Genomic DNA, 15,226 nt, shown 5'->3' on the forward strand with positions numbered 1-15,226 from the left:
AACCTGTAGGAGTGAGCCTGCTCGCGAAGGCTTTCTGTCAGGTGGTGGGGTTCTTTCTGATTGAGTACATATCCGTTTCTGCGGTAACGGCTGCTTAGGGTTCCGCCCTTACGGCGGGTCACCTTTTCCAAACGCCGAAAAGGTAACCCAAAAGGCTTGCTCCTACGTGCGGCCCGCTCGCTAAAGCTCGGGGTTCCTTCGCTGCGGGATCGATCCGGGCGCAGCGCCTACGGTTTGCTTCGCTGCACCTCCTTTCGCTGTGTTTGGCTTCGCCAAACGGTCGCTGCGCTCCCACGCCCGGATCAATCCCTCTGCTCAGCCTTCCGACGTCGCTCGTGGATCAAGATCAAGAGCAGGCGAGCTGACACTCGGCCTATTGAGTGGTGAAGAGCACAGCGTGGTCGGCTTTGATTTTGTGGTGGATTCGCCCCTCACCCCAGCCCTCTCCCGAGGGAGAGGGAGCCGATTTTTGGGCCTTTCAAAATCCGAGTTCAACGCGGTATTGCACGTCGGCGTACCTCTCCCAAACCACTCGGTCAGTTCCCTCTCCCTCCGGGAGAGGGCTAGGGTGAGGGCAGCGATCTGAAGTGTGTTTAAAGAAGTGTCTGAATCGGCGGAACCTTCCCACAATGTTTTCAGGTTGTCCGTCGGACGCCCGGTCTCTAGCCTGTGTTCGTCGCTGCCAATTCAGCGACCGGGCATGGAAACCCGAAGACACGAGAGAGCAGATACGCCTTTCATAACGTATGCTTGCGCACTTTCATTGTGTGCTCTCTGTTATGGCGGTTGTGCGCGGGAGACATTCGTGTCTGCCGGGTTGCTCTCTCCCGGATTTCCAGCCTGCGTACAGCTGCCACCCATTTTTCCTGGAAGTCGAATGGGCCAGCTGCAACTATCAATGAGAGAGAGTCACCATGAAAAAACCAACACCCAACCCCCCAGAATCAGACACCAACACCACATCCCCCTACGTCTCAGTCGACAGCAAAAAACTCCACGAAGCCACCGACCTCGCCCTCGATTTCTACCTCAACCCCGCCGCCCGCATCATGTCCAGCGCCAACGAGCCGGAACCCATGTCCCTCGCCAACCCCAGGTACAACACTGAATCCCTGCTGACCAACGCCAGCGAAACCCTCGGCTCGGCCAGCGAAATGCTCATCAACTTCGCCGCCTCCTTGGAAACCCCACAGCGCAAAACTGCACTCGGTATCGCACAAGTCGTCATGCTGGGTGAGCTCGCCGTCAACCAAGCCTTGGATCACGTCGAAGTTAAGAACTGATCGCTTATTGATTGATCGTTCCCGCGCAGAGCGTGGGAACGATCAAATGGTATTTTCATGCCTGCGGATTTTCAGGCAATGCTTGAAGGAAATATGGGAGCGCACTATGACAAGAAAAACATTCATAAAAAGTAAATTGGTTGTCGTTTTGTTGGTTTTTTCAGTGTTTGTGAATATCGCAGTGCTGATGTTTGTGATGTTTGATGGTTTTTCGAGGACGCAAGGCATGAAAATGATTAAGACTCGAGAACCTATGTTGATTGGTGGGCAGAACGGTGATGAAAATTACTATGTGCTGCCTATGGGGGCTACTGTTTACTATGACAAAAGCTTCTCGGAAGGATTTAGCCGATACATGGTTTATTTTAATCACCATGGGCCCATTGTTGGTGATGAGGTTCCAATGGAGGCAAAATATCAAGGTTCGCTTGTTGATCCCCTTTGGTTGTCTGATGTTGATGCAGACACGTTGAAAGAAACTTTCAAGCGTTCCCCCCCTTTCCAAAAAAGACATTGCCGCCGCTATTAAGTCTAATGAAATAACCAAGGATGATCTGGCCGACATTATTCGCTCGATGCCAGATTGACCAGTTCCATAGGGCCAAAAAAAACCGCGACCCCCCTCACCAGAGAATCGCGGCCCATCAACACCCAACCCCTACTGCTGCAAAACCGTTGCCTGGTTAGCCGATCCAAACTGCTGAATATTCGCCGTCTGCGTCATGCCACTCTGATCGACATTGGCAATGTTCCCGGTCCCGCCCTGAGTCACATACGCCACATTCATCGTGTCCGCCTGCTTAACAGTGATCATGTTGTCGCTGCCATACAGTTGCGCGGTATACGCCTGGTTCCCCGTCCCGGATTGATCAAACTCAGCACTGTTGCCAGTCCCGTTCGACGACCCCTGAATCAGGTTGGTCGTCCCGCGCTGATCCGAGATCAAAATGTTGTCACTGCCATTCTGATCAAAGTACAGCTCGTTATACGATTCAGTCTGACTGACCGTGGTCTTGTTGCCCGTGCCGGTCTGACTGGTGGTCATCACATGCCCAACGCCATCCTGAGTGAAGCTGGCGATGTTGCCACTGCCAGCCTGGGTTACGGTCGCACGCTGGTTGCTGCCGAACTGCCCACCCGATTGCGGGCCTTTCCAGTTGCTGGCGTAGACCTTGTTGTCGTTACCCGCGGAGGTGGCGCTCAGCGCGTGGCCGTCGCCGCTCTGGTAGGTGAAGTGCACGTTGCCGTTGCCCACCTGGTACAGCGCCAGCGTCGAGTTGACCGATTCAAACTGATCCGCGTAGATCGCGTTGGTGTTGCCGACCTGGGTAACGGCGGCGTTGTTGTTTTCGCCGAAGCTTTGGTCGACCACGGTTTCGTTGCTGTCGCCGTACTGGTTGACGGTGGCCTGGCTAGCCAGTTGCGCGTCTTGCCAGATTTCAGTGCCGTTGAGGTTACCGAACTGGTTGATGGTGATGTTGCCGCCAGTGCCGTTGCGCTGGTCGCCGTAGGCGTAGTTGCCTTCGCCGGCCTGGTTGATGCCGATCTGGCCGCCGTTGTGCAGCACCTGTTCGGCGGTGCCGTAGTTGGCCGTGCCGTATTGGGTAATCACTGAACTGTTGCCGCTGCCTTCATAAAGTTGCTCGATGTTGGCTTCGTTGCTGTCGCCGAACTGGAAGGTTTTGCCTTCGCTGCCGGTCTGCGAGTCCTGGTACACAAACGAGAAGTTGCCGGTGCCTTGCTGCTGTTGCAGCGCAGTATTCGGTGAGCCGAAGCCCAGCGACTGGCTGGCGTGGGCGGTGTTGAACGCGCCGGCCTGTTGTTGGGTGATGGTGCCGTTGTCTTCGTAAAGCTGTTCGGCATAAGCGGCGTTGTAGTCGCCGGCCGCGTCCTGGGTGATCACGCTGCTGGCGTGGTCTTGCACGGCGGCAGCGTCGTTGCCTTGGCCCAGTTGGGTCTGGGTGGCGGTGCTGAACGGGGCCTGGGTCTGTTTCACATCCGCAATGTTGGCGGTACCGGCCTGGCTTTGATTGGACAGGCTGTCGTCGGCCATTGCCTGGGCACTGATCATGACCAGGAGGGCGGCGGTGAGGGGCGTCAGTTTGAACATGATGATCTCTCCGATGATTTGCAGTGCTTAGCGATATTGCTTGACCGAAACGCTCATGCCATTGCCGGACTGGGTCACGGCGCTTTGCAGCCCCGCGCCGGCCTGCTCGATGCTGGCGTCGTTGTTGTTGCCGTTTTGCGAAATCTGCGCGCGGTTGTGGCTGCCGGTTTGTGTGATCGAAGCGGCGTTGCCAGAACCGTTCTGGTTGATCAGCGCCATCAGGTCGTTGCCCTGTTGCAGGATGTACGCTTCCTGATTGCTGCCCGACTGCACGATCTGCCCAAGCAGCGACTGACCGTTCTGCAGCAGCAGGGCGACGTTGGCCTGGCCGAGCTGATCGATCAGGGCTTGCTGACCCACGGGTGGGGGCAACTCGCCAAGGTCGCTGCTGGTCGGGGCCAGATCGTCGTTGTCCATCAGGTCGTCGGCGCGCACGCCCTCGCTGCTGCACAGCAGAAGCAGGCAAAGCAGGGCGGCGGTCGGCGTGTTCATGGCTCACATCCTGTCAGGCGTTAACCGGTTTCAATTCACCCCCAGCCACCCGAAAGTGGCTGGGGCTCAGGCTTACAGCGTGGTCACCGAGACTGTGCGCACGGTGCCCTGGGACGAGCGGATCGTCGCGGTCGGGTTGGCCGATGGCACCACCAGCGTGTTGTTCAGCGTCAGCCGCCAGCGACCGGTGACCGGTACGGTGGTGGTGCCCAGGGTGACCAGCCCGGACGGGGTGGTGACCTGCACAGTGATGGTGTTGCCGGTGGTGACTGACGAAGTGCCGGTGAAGTCCCAGTTGAAGCGATCACCGGAGCGTGCCCGCACCGTGGATGCGGTGACGGTGAACGTCTCCGCCGCTGGCCGTGGCGACACTTGCACCGTGACCGTGGCCGGCGTCGACAGGGCACCGAAGTTGTCCCGGGCGATGTAGGTGAAGGTCGTGGTGAACGCCGTGGTCACGGTGGCCGGTGGTGTGTAGGTGATCACCGTACCGTTGCTGCTGACCGTGCCGCGACCAGCGGCGGGTTGGGTCAGGCTGGCGACGGCCAGCGGCACGTTGCCTTCCGGATCGGTGTCGTTGGCCAGCACGTTGATCGGGATCGCAACGCCCAGGGTGGCGACGCTGTCAGCAACGGCGGTCGGTGCCTGGTTCGGTGCGACGGTGATTGTCACGGTGGCGGGATTGGCCGAGGCCAGGCCTTTGGCGTCCTGCGCCTTGTAGGTGAAGGTGGTGGTCAGTGGCGCGTTCACCACCGCTGGCGGGGTGTAGACCACCGAGGTGGTGCCATTGAGCGCGACGGTGCCTTGACCGGCAGCCGGTTGAGTCAACGCGGTGATGCCCAGCGGATTGTCACCATCAGGGTCGCTGTCGTTGGTCAGCAAACTGAGGGTGATCGGCACGCCGAAGCTGGTGCTGCCGGTGTCGGCGTTGGCGATCGGTGCCTGGTTTTCACCGGTGTCCGGCGCAGTGCCGACCACGACGACGGGCTCGGTGTCACTGCCACCTGCGGCAGATTTCACCGTGATGGTGGCGGGCGGCTGAGTCAGGTCGGCGACGGTAATGCGCTGCAGGGTGCCGCTCTTCGACAGGCGTCCAAAGCCTTGGGCAACCATGTCCGGAATCGCCACCTCATCGCTCGATGTCGCCTCGATCAGCAGGCTGTGGTTGTCCCAGCTGTAGCGCGCGGTTTGCACTTTCACCACGTCGGTGAGCTTGGCCGACACGGCGGTCGGCCGGGTCGTACCGGTCGGGTTGGTGGCGGTCACGACCACCACTGGAGGGACTGCACCGGTGCCCAGGCGATGGCCGAAGAACAGGCCATTGTTGTCACCCAACAGACTGGTCTGGCACGGCGTTGGCGGTGGGCCGGGAAGCAGCGCCACGGATTCGCGGAAGCACAGGGTCGAGCTGCTGTCAGCCTTGGCGAACACCTCGGCACGCACTCCGGCCGATGTGCGGCGATAGGTGGCGCGGTCGATTTCCACCTGCGTCTGCTGACGGTTGTCGAGCACTTTGCCGGACAGGCTGAACACGTTTGACTGGATGGTTCCCGCCGGCCCGGTGATGCGCAGGAAGTTGGTGTTGAACGGACTGCCGGTCACCGCTTCGGTGAGGTTCGGGTCGCCGACGAAAGTTTCCGTGGCGCCGGTGTCCGGGTTTACCTCGGTGTAGGGGCCGTTGACGCTGCGCAGGAACGGGCCGATTGCACCACCGACAGCACCACTGAAGTTGCCCGGTGCGCCGATGCCTATGTCGCGGGTGATATTGATCGCACGCCGGCCTGGCGCGGTGACATTGACCGTTTCCACGCCGTAGGGGTGAGTGATCGTATAGGTGCCGGCCAGGGGCACGTTCACCCGGATGCGAATCCGCGCGAAGCTTTGCTGATCACCGTCCACCGGATTTTCCGAGGCGAATGCCGCTTCTATCCCGGCGACATAGGCGTCCACGCCATAACCGGCAGCGTTGTCGGCAATCGTGGTTTCGGCCAGAAACCAGAAGGCCTCCGGTGGCCAGTTGTCAGGGAAAATCATCGGCTGGGCATCGTCGTAGATACCCGGCTCGGCGAGCAGAATGCACATGTAGGCCGGCGGCGTGGTCGCCGCCACGCGCGAGCTGGCGGCGCGCGACTGGCAGAGCTCCATCGACAGCTGGTTTTCGTCCTGATACCACATCGGGAATTTCCCGGTGGCGAAGGTGTAGGGGCCGGGGTCGACGGCGGCGAGTTGCGCATAGGCACTGCCGGTCAGCGAGAGAGCGAGCCCGAGCGCGTTGAGCGCGAAGCGTGGCCACTTGTTCATGATGCCTCCTGATGCGGATCTGGGCATGTGAGCGTTCATTGCACGATGACCACTTCTTCGGTGTCGCTGCCGCCGTTGGACGACGTCACGCGCACCTTGGCCGGTGGTATCGGCGAGATCCCGGTGGCCAGGGTTTTCACCGCGCCGTCGCCACCCAGCGCACCGATGGCGGCGCCGCTGATGGAGCTGGCGGTGAGCAGTGGCGGTGAGGTTTCGTCACTGGTCGAGGCCACCACGGTCAGTTGACCGGAGCTGAGGCTGTACTGGGCGCTCTGGATCACCACCAGGTCGGTCAGGACCATGGGCAGGGTCGTCGGCGTGCTGCTGGCGATGGCCAGTTGGTTGTCGGCGGTCACTTGCAAGGTGGTCGGCAAGGTCGGGTTGGCGGAGGACTGTGCATACCAACTGCCGGTGCTGTTCGCTTCGGTCATGTTCAGCACCGGTGTGGTGCTGGTGACGGCGACTGTGCCAGGGGCAGGTGGCGCGAGGACGAACACGTCTTGCTGGGCCACCGGTGCGCTGTCGCCGGCCTTGCGTGAGTAGGTGCTGCGCTGGGTGATCATTGGCGTTGGCCGGACCACCGTCGACAACTTGCCGGAGACGGCGAACGTGGTTGTGCGCAGGTCCAGCCCGTTGGGGCCTTCGATGCGCACGTAGTTGGTATTGAACGGGCTGCCGGTGACCGCCTCGCTGAGGTTCGGGTCGCCGACAAACTGTTCGGCAGCGCCAGTCAGCGGATTGGTTTCGGTGTACGGGCCGTTGACGCTGCGCAGGAACGGGCCGATGTCGCCCTTGAGCGCGCCGTCATAGGTTTGCGGCGTGCCGATGCCGATGTCGCGGGTCATGTTGATGGCGCGCTGCCCGGGTGTATCGATGTTGAACACGTCGACGCCGTAGGGGTGGGTGATCACGTAGGTGCCAGCGGTGGGCACATCGACGCGAATGCGGATTCGGGCGAAGCTGACTTGATCGCCCTCGACCGGTTCTTCAGCGGCGAATGCGGCTTCGATGGCGCTGACGTAGCCCAGATCAATGCCGCGTGCGGCGTCGACCAGGCTGGTTTCGCCGGTGAACCAGAACGCTTCATCGGGAAAGTTTGTCGGGAAGACAATCGGTTGCGCATCGTCGAAGACGCCGGGGGTCGGCAGCAGCGAGCACATATACGAAGGCGCGCCGGGTGTGCTCGGCACTCGTGAACTGAGCGCTTTGGACAGGCACAGATCCAGGGTGCGACCGTGGGTGTCCTGATACCAGCCGGCGAAACCGCCGTTGGCCGGTAAGTAAGGACCCTGGTCAACAGCAAACAAAGCGGCCTGAGCAATGCCCTGGGCCAAGGCGCTCACGACCAGGACGGTCGCGGTTTTGGACAGTAAAGGGTGCATGAGTTAATCCCTCTATCGAAGTACCTGCCCCTTGGGGATGGGTCAGTTGCACAGAGCCTGTACACCTTCCATGCCAAGGTGCGGTGAATGTGCGGGAGAGAGCCGGGGTAGAGGGGTTCAGAGGCTGGAAAGTGCTGGATGGGACAGCCGGGGAAAGGGCGTCATTCCCCAGAATCGGGGACGGTGGGGACGAAAATGAAATTCGACTGGATGCAGAACCTGTGGGAGCGGGCTTGCTCGTGAAGGCGTCAGCACAGTCAGCATCATCATGGCCTGACCCACCGCTTTCGCGAGCAAGCCCGCTCCCACATTGGATATGTGTCGAGCCATAAATCCAGATCCCATCCCGAATCCCTGTGGGGAGCGGGTGTCTGTGGGGACGGTGCAACCGGGCCTGTTGCCCCGCATCCGGGCAAACCCCCACCCGTGGGCTATAACCCTATAGGGACGTATCGGGAAGTCGCCGCCATGAACATGCAGTCAAAGTCGCTACCGGTTGAGGAGGGCAATTTACGGTCGAGCTCGCGTAAGCAGCCGTTCAACCTGCTGCGCTGGTTTTCGCTGATCAGCATGGCCGTGATCGGTAGTGTGGCCATTGCTCTTGGGGCGGTTTCAACGCGTTTCGTGATCGAAGAAAGCGTGCAGCGCGACGCCTTGCTGACCGCGCAGTTCATCCAGGCCATCGCTTCGGCCGAGGTGCGCCATGTGTCCATTCCCAACATTCGCACGATGGGCGAGCTGCTCGATCCCCGTCAGGACAAGGATTTCCCCGATGTTGACCCGCAAGCCCGGGCGGACGCGCGGGGTGAGTTTCTCGACCACATCGAACACTTGCCGGACGTGATTCTCGCCAACATTTACGCGCCGGACCGCCAGGTGATCTGGTCGACCAATCCCGCTCTTGTCGGTACCAGCATTCATGCCGATGAAGACCTTGATCGCTCCTTCAACGAAAAAATTCCGGTGTCCGCCAGCTACCACGGCGTCGACAAGGCCCGAGAGGAACAGAAATTCGTCATCCCGCCGGATTACATCTTTATCGAAAACTACATCCCGTTGTTCGACGCCGAGGGCAAAAACGTCACGGCGATGGTCGAGATCTACAAGGAGCCCAAAGACCTGATTGCGCGCATGGAACGCGGTCTGGTGTTGATCTGGCTCGCCACGGCGCTGGGTGGCGGACTGATTTACCTGGGGCTCTACTGGATCGTGCGGCGCGCAGCGATTCTGCTGGCCGCTCAGCAGAAACAACTGATCGCCAACGAAACCTATGTCGCGCTGGGTGAGATGTCCTCGGCGGTGGCGCACAGCCTGCGCAACCCTTTGGCGACCATCCGTTCCAGTGCCGAGCTGGCGCTGGAGTTCGACGCAGGTCCAGCCGAGAAGAACATCAAGGACATCATCGGCCAGGTCGACCGCATGTCGAAATGGGTGCGTGAACTGCTGCAGTCCCTGCGCCCGCTCAACGATGATCCCGAGCCGGTGAATCTGGTGGCGGCGCTGTACGAAAGCCTCGTCGCCTTCGAACAGCAAATCGCCAGGGCGGGTGTGCAGGTGGTGTTTCATCCGCAGAACACACCGATGGTGTTGAGCCAGCCGGTGCAATTGACGCAGATCCTCAACAGCCTGCTGGCCAACGCCCTGGAAGCGATGGACAAGGGCGGCACGTTGACCGTCAGCCTCGAACCGAGCGACGACCGCGGCGTGTGCGTGGTGCTCAGCGACACCGGCAGAGGCATGAGCGAGGAACAGCGCACGATGGCGTTCCGGCCGTTCTTCACCACCAAGGCCGGGGGGCTCGGTGTCGGTCTGGTGCTGGTCAAGCGCATCATGGAACGCTTCGGCGGCGGCGTGACGCTCGACAGCCGCGAAGGCGAGGGCACCACCGTGCGGCTGGCGTTCCAGTTGGTGCCGTAAATCCGCGAAAAACGCTCTGAACGTCCCCCACCAGTGGGTGTCAATCCCCGGTCACCGGGGAGTGGGGAATCCGCAGCGTCCTCAAGGTCCTGTTACAGCTGGAAGTAATTAATTGGCGCACTAGTTGCAAAACACCATCACCCCTTCCTTGATGAGGCGGCTGGTGATGGATAGAACAACGCGTGATCCAGGCAACACCTTTCTGCTGACGCCTCTGAGCGTCTTTCTGATGTTGACCCTCGGCACCATGGCCGGCGTTCGGGCCAGTCCCATCCCGAGCCCGCTGTATGGCGCGCAGTCGTTCACCCAGCAGTTGACCCTGTTCGAAGAGTTCGGCCCGGAAAAACTTGACCCGACCACCCCGGCAGCGCCGTGGCCGACGGGGCATTGACGCCAGTAAAACCGGGCGATGCGGCCGCGACGGTGAGCCGGATGCGGTAGCGGCGAAATAGCATCATTGAACCGTGTGTCGCGGTCAGAGCCACCTACACTGATGGCTGTAACTGGCTCGATACAAAAACCTCCAGGGCACTCCCATGCAGCGACTGGAAGCACACACTAATTCTGCGCCGGACACACCGGCGGCAATGGGCAAAAGTTGGCGCGAACAGTTCAATCTGCTGCGCTGGTTCTCGCTCGCGAGCTTTTTCATCATCGCCGCCGTGGCCGTGGGGCTGGGTTACATTTCCACGCGCTTCGTGGTCACCGAAAGCGTCGAGCGCGACGCCTTGCTGACCGCGCAATTCGTCCAGGCCATCGGCGAGGCGGAAATGCGCCATGCCAAAATCAATTCGAACCGCACGATGGGCGAGATGCTCGACCCGCGTCAGGACGGCAACTTTCCCGATGTCGATCCGGTGTTGCAGGTGTCGGCGCGCATCGAGTTTCTCGACCACGTCGAAAACCTGCCGGACATTTTGCTGGCCACTGTGTACGCACTGGACCGCACGGTGATCTGGTCGACCAACGCCGAACTGATCGGCGTACACATCAAGGATGACGATGAGCTCGACGAGTCGTTCGAGATGAAAGTCCCGGTGTCTTCCAGCTATCACAAAATAGATGACGAACGTCCCGAACAGCGCCTGCTGCGCGAGCCAAAATACCTGTTCATCGAGAACTACATTCCGATGTTCAACGCCGACAAAAGCAAAGTCGTCGCCATGGTCGAGATCTACAAGGAGCCGTCGGATCTGGTCGACCGCATCGACCGTGGATTTGCCTCGATCTGGGCTGCCACGTGTTTCGGCGGCGCGGCGATCTTTCTGGCGTTGTTCTGGATCGTCCGTCGCGCGGCGAAGCTGCTGCAGAGCCAACAGCAACAGTTGATCAGCAACGAAACCTTTGTCGCCCTCGGCGAGATGTCCTCGGCGGTGGCGCACAGCCTGCGCAATCCACTGGCGACCATTCGTTCCAGCGCCGAACTGGCCCAGGAGATCGCCAGCCCAGGGGCGCAACGCAACATCGGCGACATCATCAGCCAGGTCGACCGCATGTCACGCTGGGTGCGTGAGTTGCTCGTGTCGTTGCGGCCGATGAATGACGACGGCGAGGCGGTGGATCTGGTGCTGGCGGTCGAGGACACCTTGGGTGCTTTCGATGCACTGATCAAACGCAGCGGCGTCGAAGTGCGGTTCACGCCACAGACTTGCGCTCCGGTCGTCAGTCAAAAGGTGCTGCTCACGCAAATACTCAATAGCCTGTTTGCCAACGCCCTCGAAGCCATGCCCAAGGGCGGTGTGCTCACCGTCGAATTCGAGTCGCCGCAGTCGGACAGGGTGCGCATGACAGTGATCGATACCGGCAAGGGCATGAGCCCGCAGCAGCAACTGCTGGTGTTCAAGCCGTTTTTTACCACCAAGCAGGGCGGCCTCGGGGTTGGCCTGGCGTTGGTCAAACGAATCATGGAGCGTTTTCAGGGTTCGGTCGTCCTGACCAGCCGCGAGCAGGAAGGAACCCGCGTCAGTCTCAACTTCAAAGTGGCATCGGGAGGGGAATATGGAACACAGCATTCTGCTGGTCGAGGATGACGAACTGCTGGCCGAAAATATTCAGACCTACCTGGAGCGCAAGGACTTCGAGGTGACGGTCTGCCATTCGGCTGAAGACGCGCTGGGGCAACTGGAGACCTTCATGCCGGACATCGTCCTCACCGACAACTCGCTGCCGGGCATGAGCGGTCACGAACTGATCCAGAAGCTGCGCATCAGCGCGCCGGATCTGAAAGTGATCATGATGACCGGCTACGGCAACGTCGAAGACGCGGTGGTGGCGATGAAGGAGGGTGCCTTTCATTACGTGACCAAACCGGTCGCGCTCACTGAGCTCAAGCTGTTGCTGGACAAGGCGTTGGCCACTGAACGGATGGAACGCACGCTGTCGTTCTACCAAGAGCGCGAAGCGCAGAAATCCGGGGTGCAGGCACTGATTGGTGACTCGGCGCCGATGCAGTATTTGAAGAACACCATCGGCCAATTGCTCGACGCCGAACGGCGCATGGCCAACACCGATCTGCCGCCGGTGCTGGTGGAGGGCGAGACCGGCACCGGCAAGGAACTGGTGGCCCGCGCGCTGCATTTCGACGGGCCGCGCAGCAAAGGCCCGTTCATTGAATTCAACTGTGCGTCGATTCCGTCGAACCTCGTCGAGTCGGAGCTGTTCGGTCATGAGAAGGGCGCGTTTACCGACGCCAAGGACCGCCGTGTCGGATTGGTGGAAGCGGCGGATGGCGGCACGCTGTTTCTCGATGAGATTGGTGAGATGGATCTGCTGTTGCAGGCGAAGATTTTGAAGTTGCTGGAGGACCGCACCATTCGCCGGGTGGGTTCGGTGAAGGAGCGCAAGGTCAATCTGCGGGTGATCAGCGCGACCAACTGCAACCTTGAGCAAATGGTCCAGCAGGGCAAATTCCGCCGCGATCTGTTTTTCCGCTTGCGGATCATTTCGATCAAAGTGCCGCGTCTGTATGCGCGCGGTGAAGACATTCTGCTGCTGGCGCGGCATTTCCTCGCCAGCCACGGCAAGCGTTACGGCAAGCCGAATCTGCATTTCAGCGATCAGGCCGAGGAGTTGCTGCTCAGTTACAGTTGGCCCGGCAACGTGCGCGAACTGCGCAACATGCTTGAGCAAACCGTGCTGCTGGCGCCGAGCGATACGATTGCCGCGCACCAGTTGAATGTGTGCATGAGCCTGGTCGACGAACCGCCGCTGCATTTGCACGAAGTGCCAACGCACTACGAACCACGCCCGGCGAGCAACACCGAATCGATGAACCTGCCGGAAGTCGAGCGCGACATGGTGCGCAAGATGCTCGACAAGACCGACTGGAACGTCACCAAATCCGCACGCCTGCTGGGCCTGAGTCGCGACATGCTGCGCTACCGCATCGAAAAACTCGGCCTCGCCCGCCCGGATAAACGGCAGTGGTAATTCCTGTGGAGATCCATGTGGGAGCGGGCTTGCTCGCGAACGCGGTGGGTCAGCCGACATCAAAATGACTGACCCACCGCTTTCGCGAGCAAGCCCGCTCCCACAGGGGTATTCGGTGCCAGCAGAATAGGCGAGCATCCCGAATCAATGTTGCAGCCGGCTTGAGCACGCCAGCAAACAACTCGGGTCCAGCACCTCATCGTTTACATAAATCCCGCGCTCGGCATCGTAAGTGCGAATAAACACCCGCACCGTCGCATCCGCTACAGTGGGCAGTTGTGAATCGTAGAACTCATGATCACCCGGGATCACCACGAAATCCGGCGGCGCGGTGTCTTCGTAAGGCCTGGGCGGGGTGGCGTTCAGCGAATACGGGGCAGGATGAGCGAAGGGCTGGTTGGGCCCGTAGTAGATGAAATTGCTGTCCAGCGCTTGCGCCTGAGTGGCGGCAAGCAGACAGCCGGTCAACAGCAGCCGAGCGAGGTTTTGCATGGCGGCACCTGCGAGTGCGGTTTTCCCCAAGGCTGTTAACTATAGCTGCCCCACAGCAATCCAAAGCAGGCGCTGGCTTACAAGTTCATAACAACCGGAACCGGCGCGCTGTTCTAGACTCAGGCCCGCTCAATCACGAGCATCGTCCGGAGTGCGCCATGGAAGTGCCCGATAACAGAACCGCCATCGACAGCAATCGACAGGCGTGGAACGATTCGGCCCGTCATCACCAGGAGTCGCCTGACTGGCAGGCCTTGCTGGAAGAGGTCACGCGGGCGGATTTCTCTTGCCTCGATGAGACGTTGAGCGGTTTGCTGGAGGTCGACGGCAAAGAAGTGATTCAGCTGTGCTGCAACAATGGCCGCGAGAGTCTGTCGCTGTTTGCCCACGGAGCGAGAAGCGTGGTCGGCGTCGATCAATCGGCAGCGTTTCTCGAACAGGCCCGCGAGTTGAACAAGCGTTCACCGCACAATGCCCAATTCATCGAAAGCGATATCCATCATCTGCCGGCGTCCTTGCACAATCGCTTCGATGTGGCGCTGATCACCATCGGCGTTCTCAACTGGATGCCCGACATCGGCGAATTTTTCCGCCACGTGGCCTCGACGCTGAAACCGGGCGGCCAACTGCTGATCTACGAAACCCATCCGTTTCTGGAAATGGTCGACCCGGACGCGCAAGACCCGTACCGCCTCGCCAGTTCGTACTTTCGCGTCGAGCCGTTTGTGCAGGAGGAACCGATTGTCTACGTCGGCAAGGTTGAGCAGCAGGCGGCGAAGTCGTATTGGTTCGTGCATAACCTTGGCGCCATCTTCAGCGCCGCCATTGCGGCGGGCCTGAACATTGCGCACTTCAAGGAGTATGCGCATTCGAACCGGGAAGAGGTGTATGACCGGTATCTGAATCAGGAGGCGCAGATGCCGATGTGCTTCACCCTCATCGCCAACAAGGCTTGAAATTCATCGTCGTTGCCACTGGCCCCATCGCTGGCTTGCCAGCGATGGGGGCCTGAAGACGCCACAAGTCCTCAGATTGAATCAGGCCTGCGCCGCCGCGCTCACCACCGGCCGTCCCGGTTTGCGCAGTGGCTCCAGCCGCGACCCCTCATACCGGGTTTCCCGGAAAAATTTCCAGCGCCCGAACAGGCAATACACATGCATCACGCGTCCCTGTTCCTGATAGCCCATGCGCAGATGCAGCTTCAACGCCGGAATATTGTGCGTTTCACACACATCCACCACCTTGTCGCAGCCCTGCGCCGCCATGGCCTCCCATAGCGCGACCTGCACGTCCACCGACAGACTGCTGCCGAAATACGCGCGGGTCATCTCACCGCCAAATTCAAAGAACTCGCCAGGTTTGACCGGGAAGGTGCAGCCGTAATAGTGACGGTCGTGATAGTCGCGAATGCTGCCCCAAATGAACGCCACCGCATGCCCGTCAGCGTCAAGGTACATGTGCCCGGTGTGGCCCTCGGCGGCAAGTTCCGCCATGGTCTCGACGCGATCACCGAAGTGCCTGGCGAACGCCCCGGCATTCTGCGGCGTGATATCCACTTTGTGCAGTCCATCGTAAGGACGCAGCTTGTGCGGCGGCACCGGGCTGACCAGATCGCGCTCCATCCACAGCAGTTCCCAGTGGAAGAACACGTAGCGTTTCCACAGGGTGCCAAAGGTGCGCCCAAGGCCCTTTTGGCGGATGCGTTCCTGAATTTTCTTGATCACGCTCATACTGCCCTCCGTAGCCGAAGCCCGGTGTAGTGGATGGTGCTTTTGTGGGTATAGATCACGCTGGTCAACTCATTTCAAAGTGCCACTTTG

The 15,226-nt window shown here is 60.3% G+C and carries 12 protein-coding genes and 1 pseudogene; 7 read left to right on the top strand and 6 right to left on the bottom strand.

The features are described from left to right. Positions 1-914: 914 nt before the first annotated feature. The gene (locus AACY19_RS14645; RefSeq protein ID WP_339451281.1) at positions 915-1,283 is read left to right on the top strand and encodes a DUF6124 family protein; all 369 of its coding nucleotides are present in this window, start codon (positions 915-917) and stop codon (positions 1,281-1,283) included. Positions 1,284-1,290: 7 nt separating this feature from the next. After that, complete coding sequence (locus AACY19_RS14650; RefSeq protein WP_339451283.1) at positions 1,291-1,812, top strand: hypothetical protein; 522 nt, start codon at positions 1,291-1,293, stop codon at positions 1,810-1,812. A gap of 129 nt (positions 1,813-1,941) precedes the next feature. Here AACY19_RS14650 and AACY19_RS14655 read toward each other — a convergent pair whose 3' ends face one another. The 4 genes from AACY19_RS14655 to AACY19_RS14670 all read right to left on the bottom strand — a co-directional run bounded on the left by AACY19_RS14655 (position 1,942) and on the right by AACY19_RS14670 (position 7,568). Beyond that, the gene (locus AACY19_RS14655) at positions 1,942-3,393 is read right to left on the bottom strand and encodes a curlin (protein ID WP_339451285.1); all 1,452 of its coding nucleotides are present in this window, start codon (positions 3,391-3,393) and stop codon (positions 1,942-1,944) included. A gap of 27 nt (positions 3,394-3,420) precedes the next feature. Next, entirely contained in the window at positions 3,421-3,885 is a 465-nt protein-coding gene (locus AACY19_RS14660; RefSeq protein WP_339451287.1) for a curlin, read from the bottom strand. Between the two features lie 72 nt (positions 3,886-3,957). Next, positions 3,958-6,186 (bottom strand): Ig-like domain-containing protein, encoded by a 2,229-nt coding sequence (locus AACY19_RS14665; RefSeq protein WP_339451289.1) that lies wholly within the window; start codon positions 6,184-6,186, stop codon positions 3,958-3,960. 35 nt (positions 6,187-6,221) lie between these two features. Next, positions 6,222-7,568: a hypothetical protein gene (locus tag AACY19_RS14670; RefSeq protein ID WP_339451291.1), complete on the bottom strand. Its 1,347-nt coding sequence runs from the start codon at positions 7,566-7,568 to the stop codon at positions 6,222-6,224. A 468-nt stretch (positions 7,569-8,036) separates the two neighbouring features. Between AACY19_RS14670 and AACY19_RS14675 the strand changes: the two genes are divergently transcribed. The 4 genes and pseudogenes from AACY19_RS14675 (at position 8,037) to AACY19_RS14690 (ending at position 12,914) form a co-directional block, all read left to right on the top strand. Then, positions 8,037-9,485: an ATP-binding protein gene (locus tag AACY19_RS14675; protein ID WP_339451293.1), complete on the top strand. Its 1,449-nt coding sequence runs from the start codon at positions 8,037-8,039 to the stop codon at positions 9,483-9,485. Between the two features lie 166 nt (positions 9,486-9,651). Next, positions 9,652-9,858 (top strand): annotated as a pseudogene (locus tag AACY19_RS14680) (hypothetical protein); the annotation flags it as partial. A 163-nt stretch (positions 9,859-10,021) separates the two neighbouring features. After that, a complete protein-coding gene (locus AACY19_RS14685; protein ID WP_339451297.1) occupies positions 10,022-11,515 on the top strand; it encodes a sensor histidine kinase in 1,494 nt (497 codons plus the stop codon). After that, entirely contained in the window at positions 11,484-12,914 is a 1,431-nt protein-coding gene (locus AACY19_RS14690) for a sigma-54-dependent transcriptional regulator (RefSeq protein WP_339451299.1), read from the top strand. Before AACY19_RS14685 ends, AACY19_RS14690 begins: the two co-directional genes overlap by 32 nt. A gap of 144 nt (positions 12,915-13,058) precedes the next feature. On the opposite strand, the gene AACY19_RS14695 is transcribed toward AACY19_RS14690, so the two are convergent. Next, the gene (locus AACY19_RS14695; RefSeq protein ID WP_339451301.1) at positions 13,059-13,406 is read right to left on the bottom strand and encodes a hypothetical protein; all 348 of its coding nucleotides are present in this window, start codon (positions 13,404-13,406) and stop codon (positions 13,059-13,061) included. Positions 13,407-13,564: 158 nt separating this feature from the next. Here AACY19_RS14695 and AACY19_RS14700 point away from each other — a divergent pair, with 158 nt between their 5' ends. Beyond that, the gene (locus AACY19_RS14700; protein WP_339451303.1) at positions 13,565-14,362 is read left to right on the top strand and encodes a class I SAM-dependent methyltransferase; all 798 of its coding nucleotides are present in this window, start codon (positions 13,565-13,567) and stop codon (positions 14,360-14,362) included. 81 nt (positions 14,363-14,443) lie between these two features. Here AACY19_RS14700 and AACY19_RS14705 read toward each other — a convergent pair whose 3' ends face one another. Beyond that, a complete protein-coding gene (locus AACY19_RS14705) occupies positions 14,444-15,136 on the bottom strand; it encodes a GNAT family N-acetyltransferase (RefSeq protein ID WP_339451305.1) in 693 nt (230 codons plus the stop codon). Between the last annotated feature and the right edge of the window lie 90 nt (positions 15,137-15,226).

The organism is Pseudomonas sp. EA_5y_Pfl2_R50, from assembly GCF_963970475.1.
In the GTDB taxonomy this organism is placed as follows: Bacteria; Pseudomonadota; Gammaproteobacteria; order Pseudomonadales; family Pseudomonadaceae; genus Aquipseudomonas.

Excerpts from the sequence above, each read along its gene's own strand:
- AACY19_RS14645 (WP_339451281.1), top strand. The coding sequence starts at position 915 with ATGAAAAAACCAACACCCAACCCCCCAGAATCAGACACCAACACCACA.
- AACY19_RS14655 (WP_339451285.1), bottom strand. The coding sequence starts at position 3,393 with ATGTTCAAACTGACGCCCCTCACCGCCGCCCTCCTGGTCATGATCAGT.
- AACY19_RS14660 (WP_339451287.1), bottom strand. The coding sequence starts at position 3,885 with ATGAACACGCCGACCGCCGCCCTGCTTTGCCTGCTTCTGCTGTGCAGC.
- AACY19_RS14665 (WP_339451289.1), bottom strand. The coding sequence starts at position 6,186 with ATGAACAAGTGGCCACGCTTCGCGCTCAACGCGCTCGGGCTCGCTCTC.
- AACY19_RS14670 (WP_339451291.1), bottom strand. The coding sequence starts at position 7,568 with ATGCACCCTTTACTGTCCAAAACCGCGACCGTCCTGGTCGTGAGCGCC.
- AACY19_RS14675 (WP_339451293.1), top strand. The coding sequence starts at position 8,037 with ATGAACATGCAGTCAAAGTCGCTACCGGTTGAGGAGGGCAATTTACGG.
- AACY19_RS14685 (WP_339451297.1), top strand. The coding sequence starts at position 10,022 with ATGCAGCGACTGGAAGCACACACTAATTCTGCGCCGGACACACCGGCG.
- AACY19_RS14690 (WP_339451299.1), top strand. The coding sequence starts at position 11,484 with ATGGAACACAGCATTCTGCTGGTCGAGGATGACGAACTGCTGGCCGAA.
- AACY19_RS14695 (WP_339451301.1), bottom strand. The coding sequence starts at position 13,406 with ATGCAAAACCTCGCTCGGCTGCTGTTGACCGGCTGTCTGCTTGCCGCC.
- AACY19_RS14700 (WP_339451303.1), top strand. The coding sequence starts at position 13,565 with ATGGAAGTGCCCGATAACAGAACCGCCATCGACAGCAATCGACAGGCG.
- AACY19_RS14705 (WP_339451305.1), bottom strand. The coding sequence starts at position 15,136 with ATGAGCGTGATCAAGAAAATTCAGGAACGCATCCGCCAAAAGGGCCTT.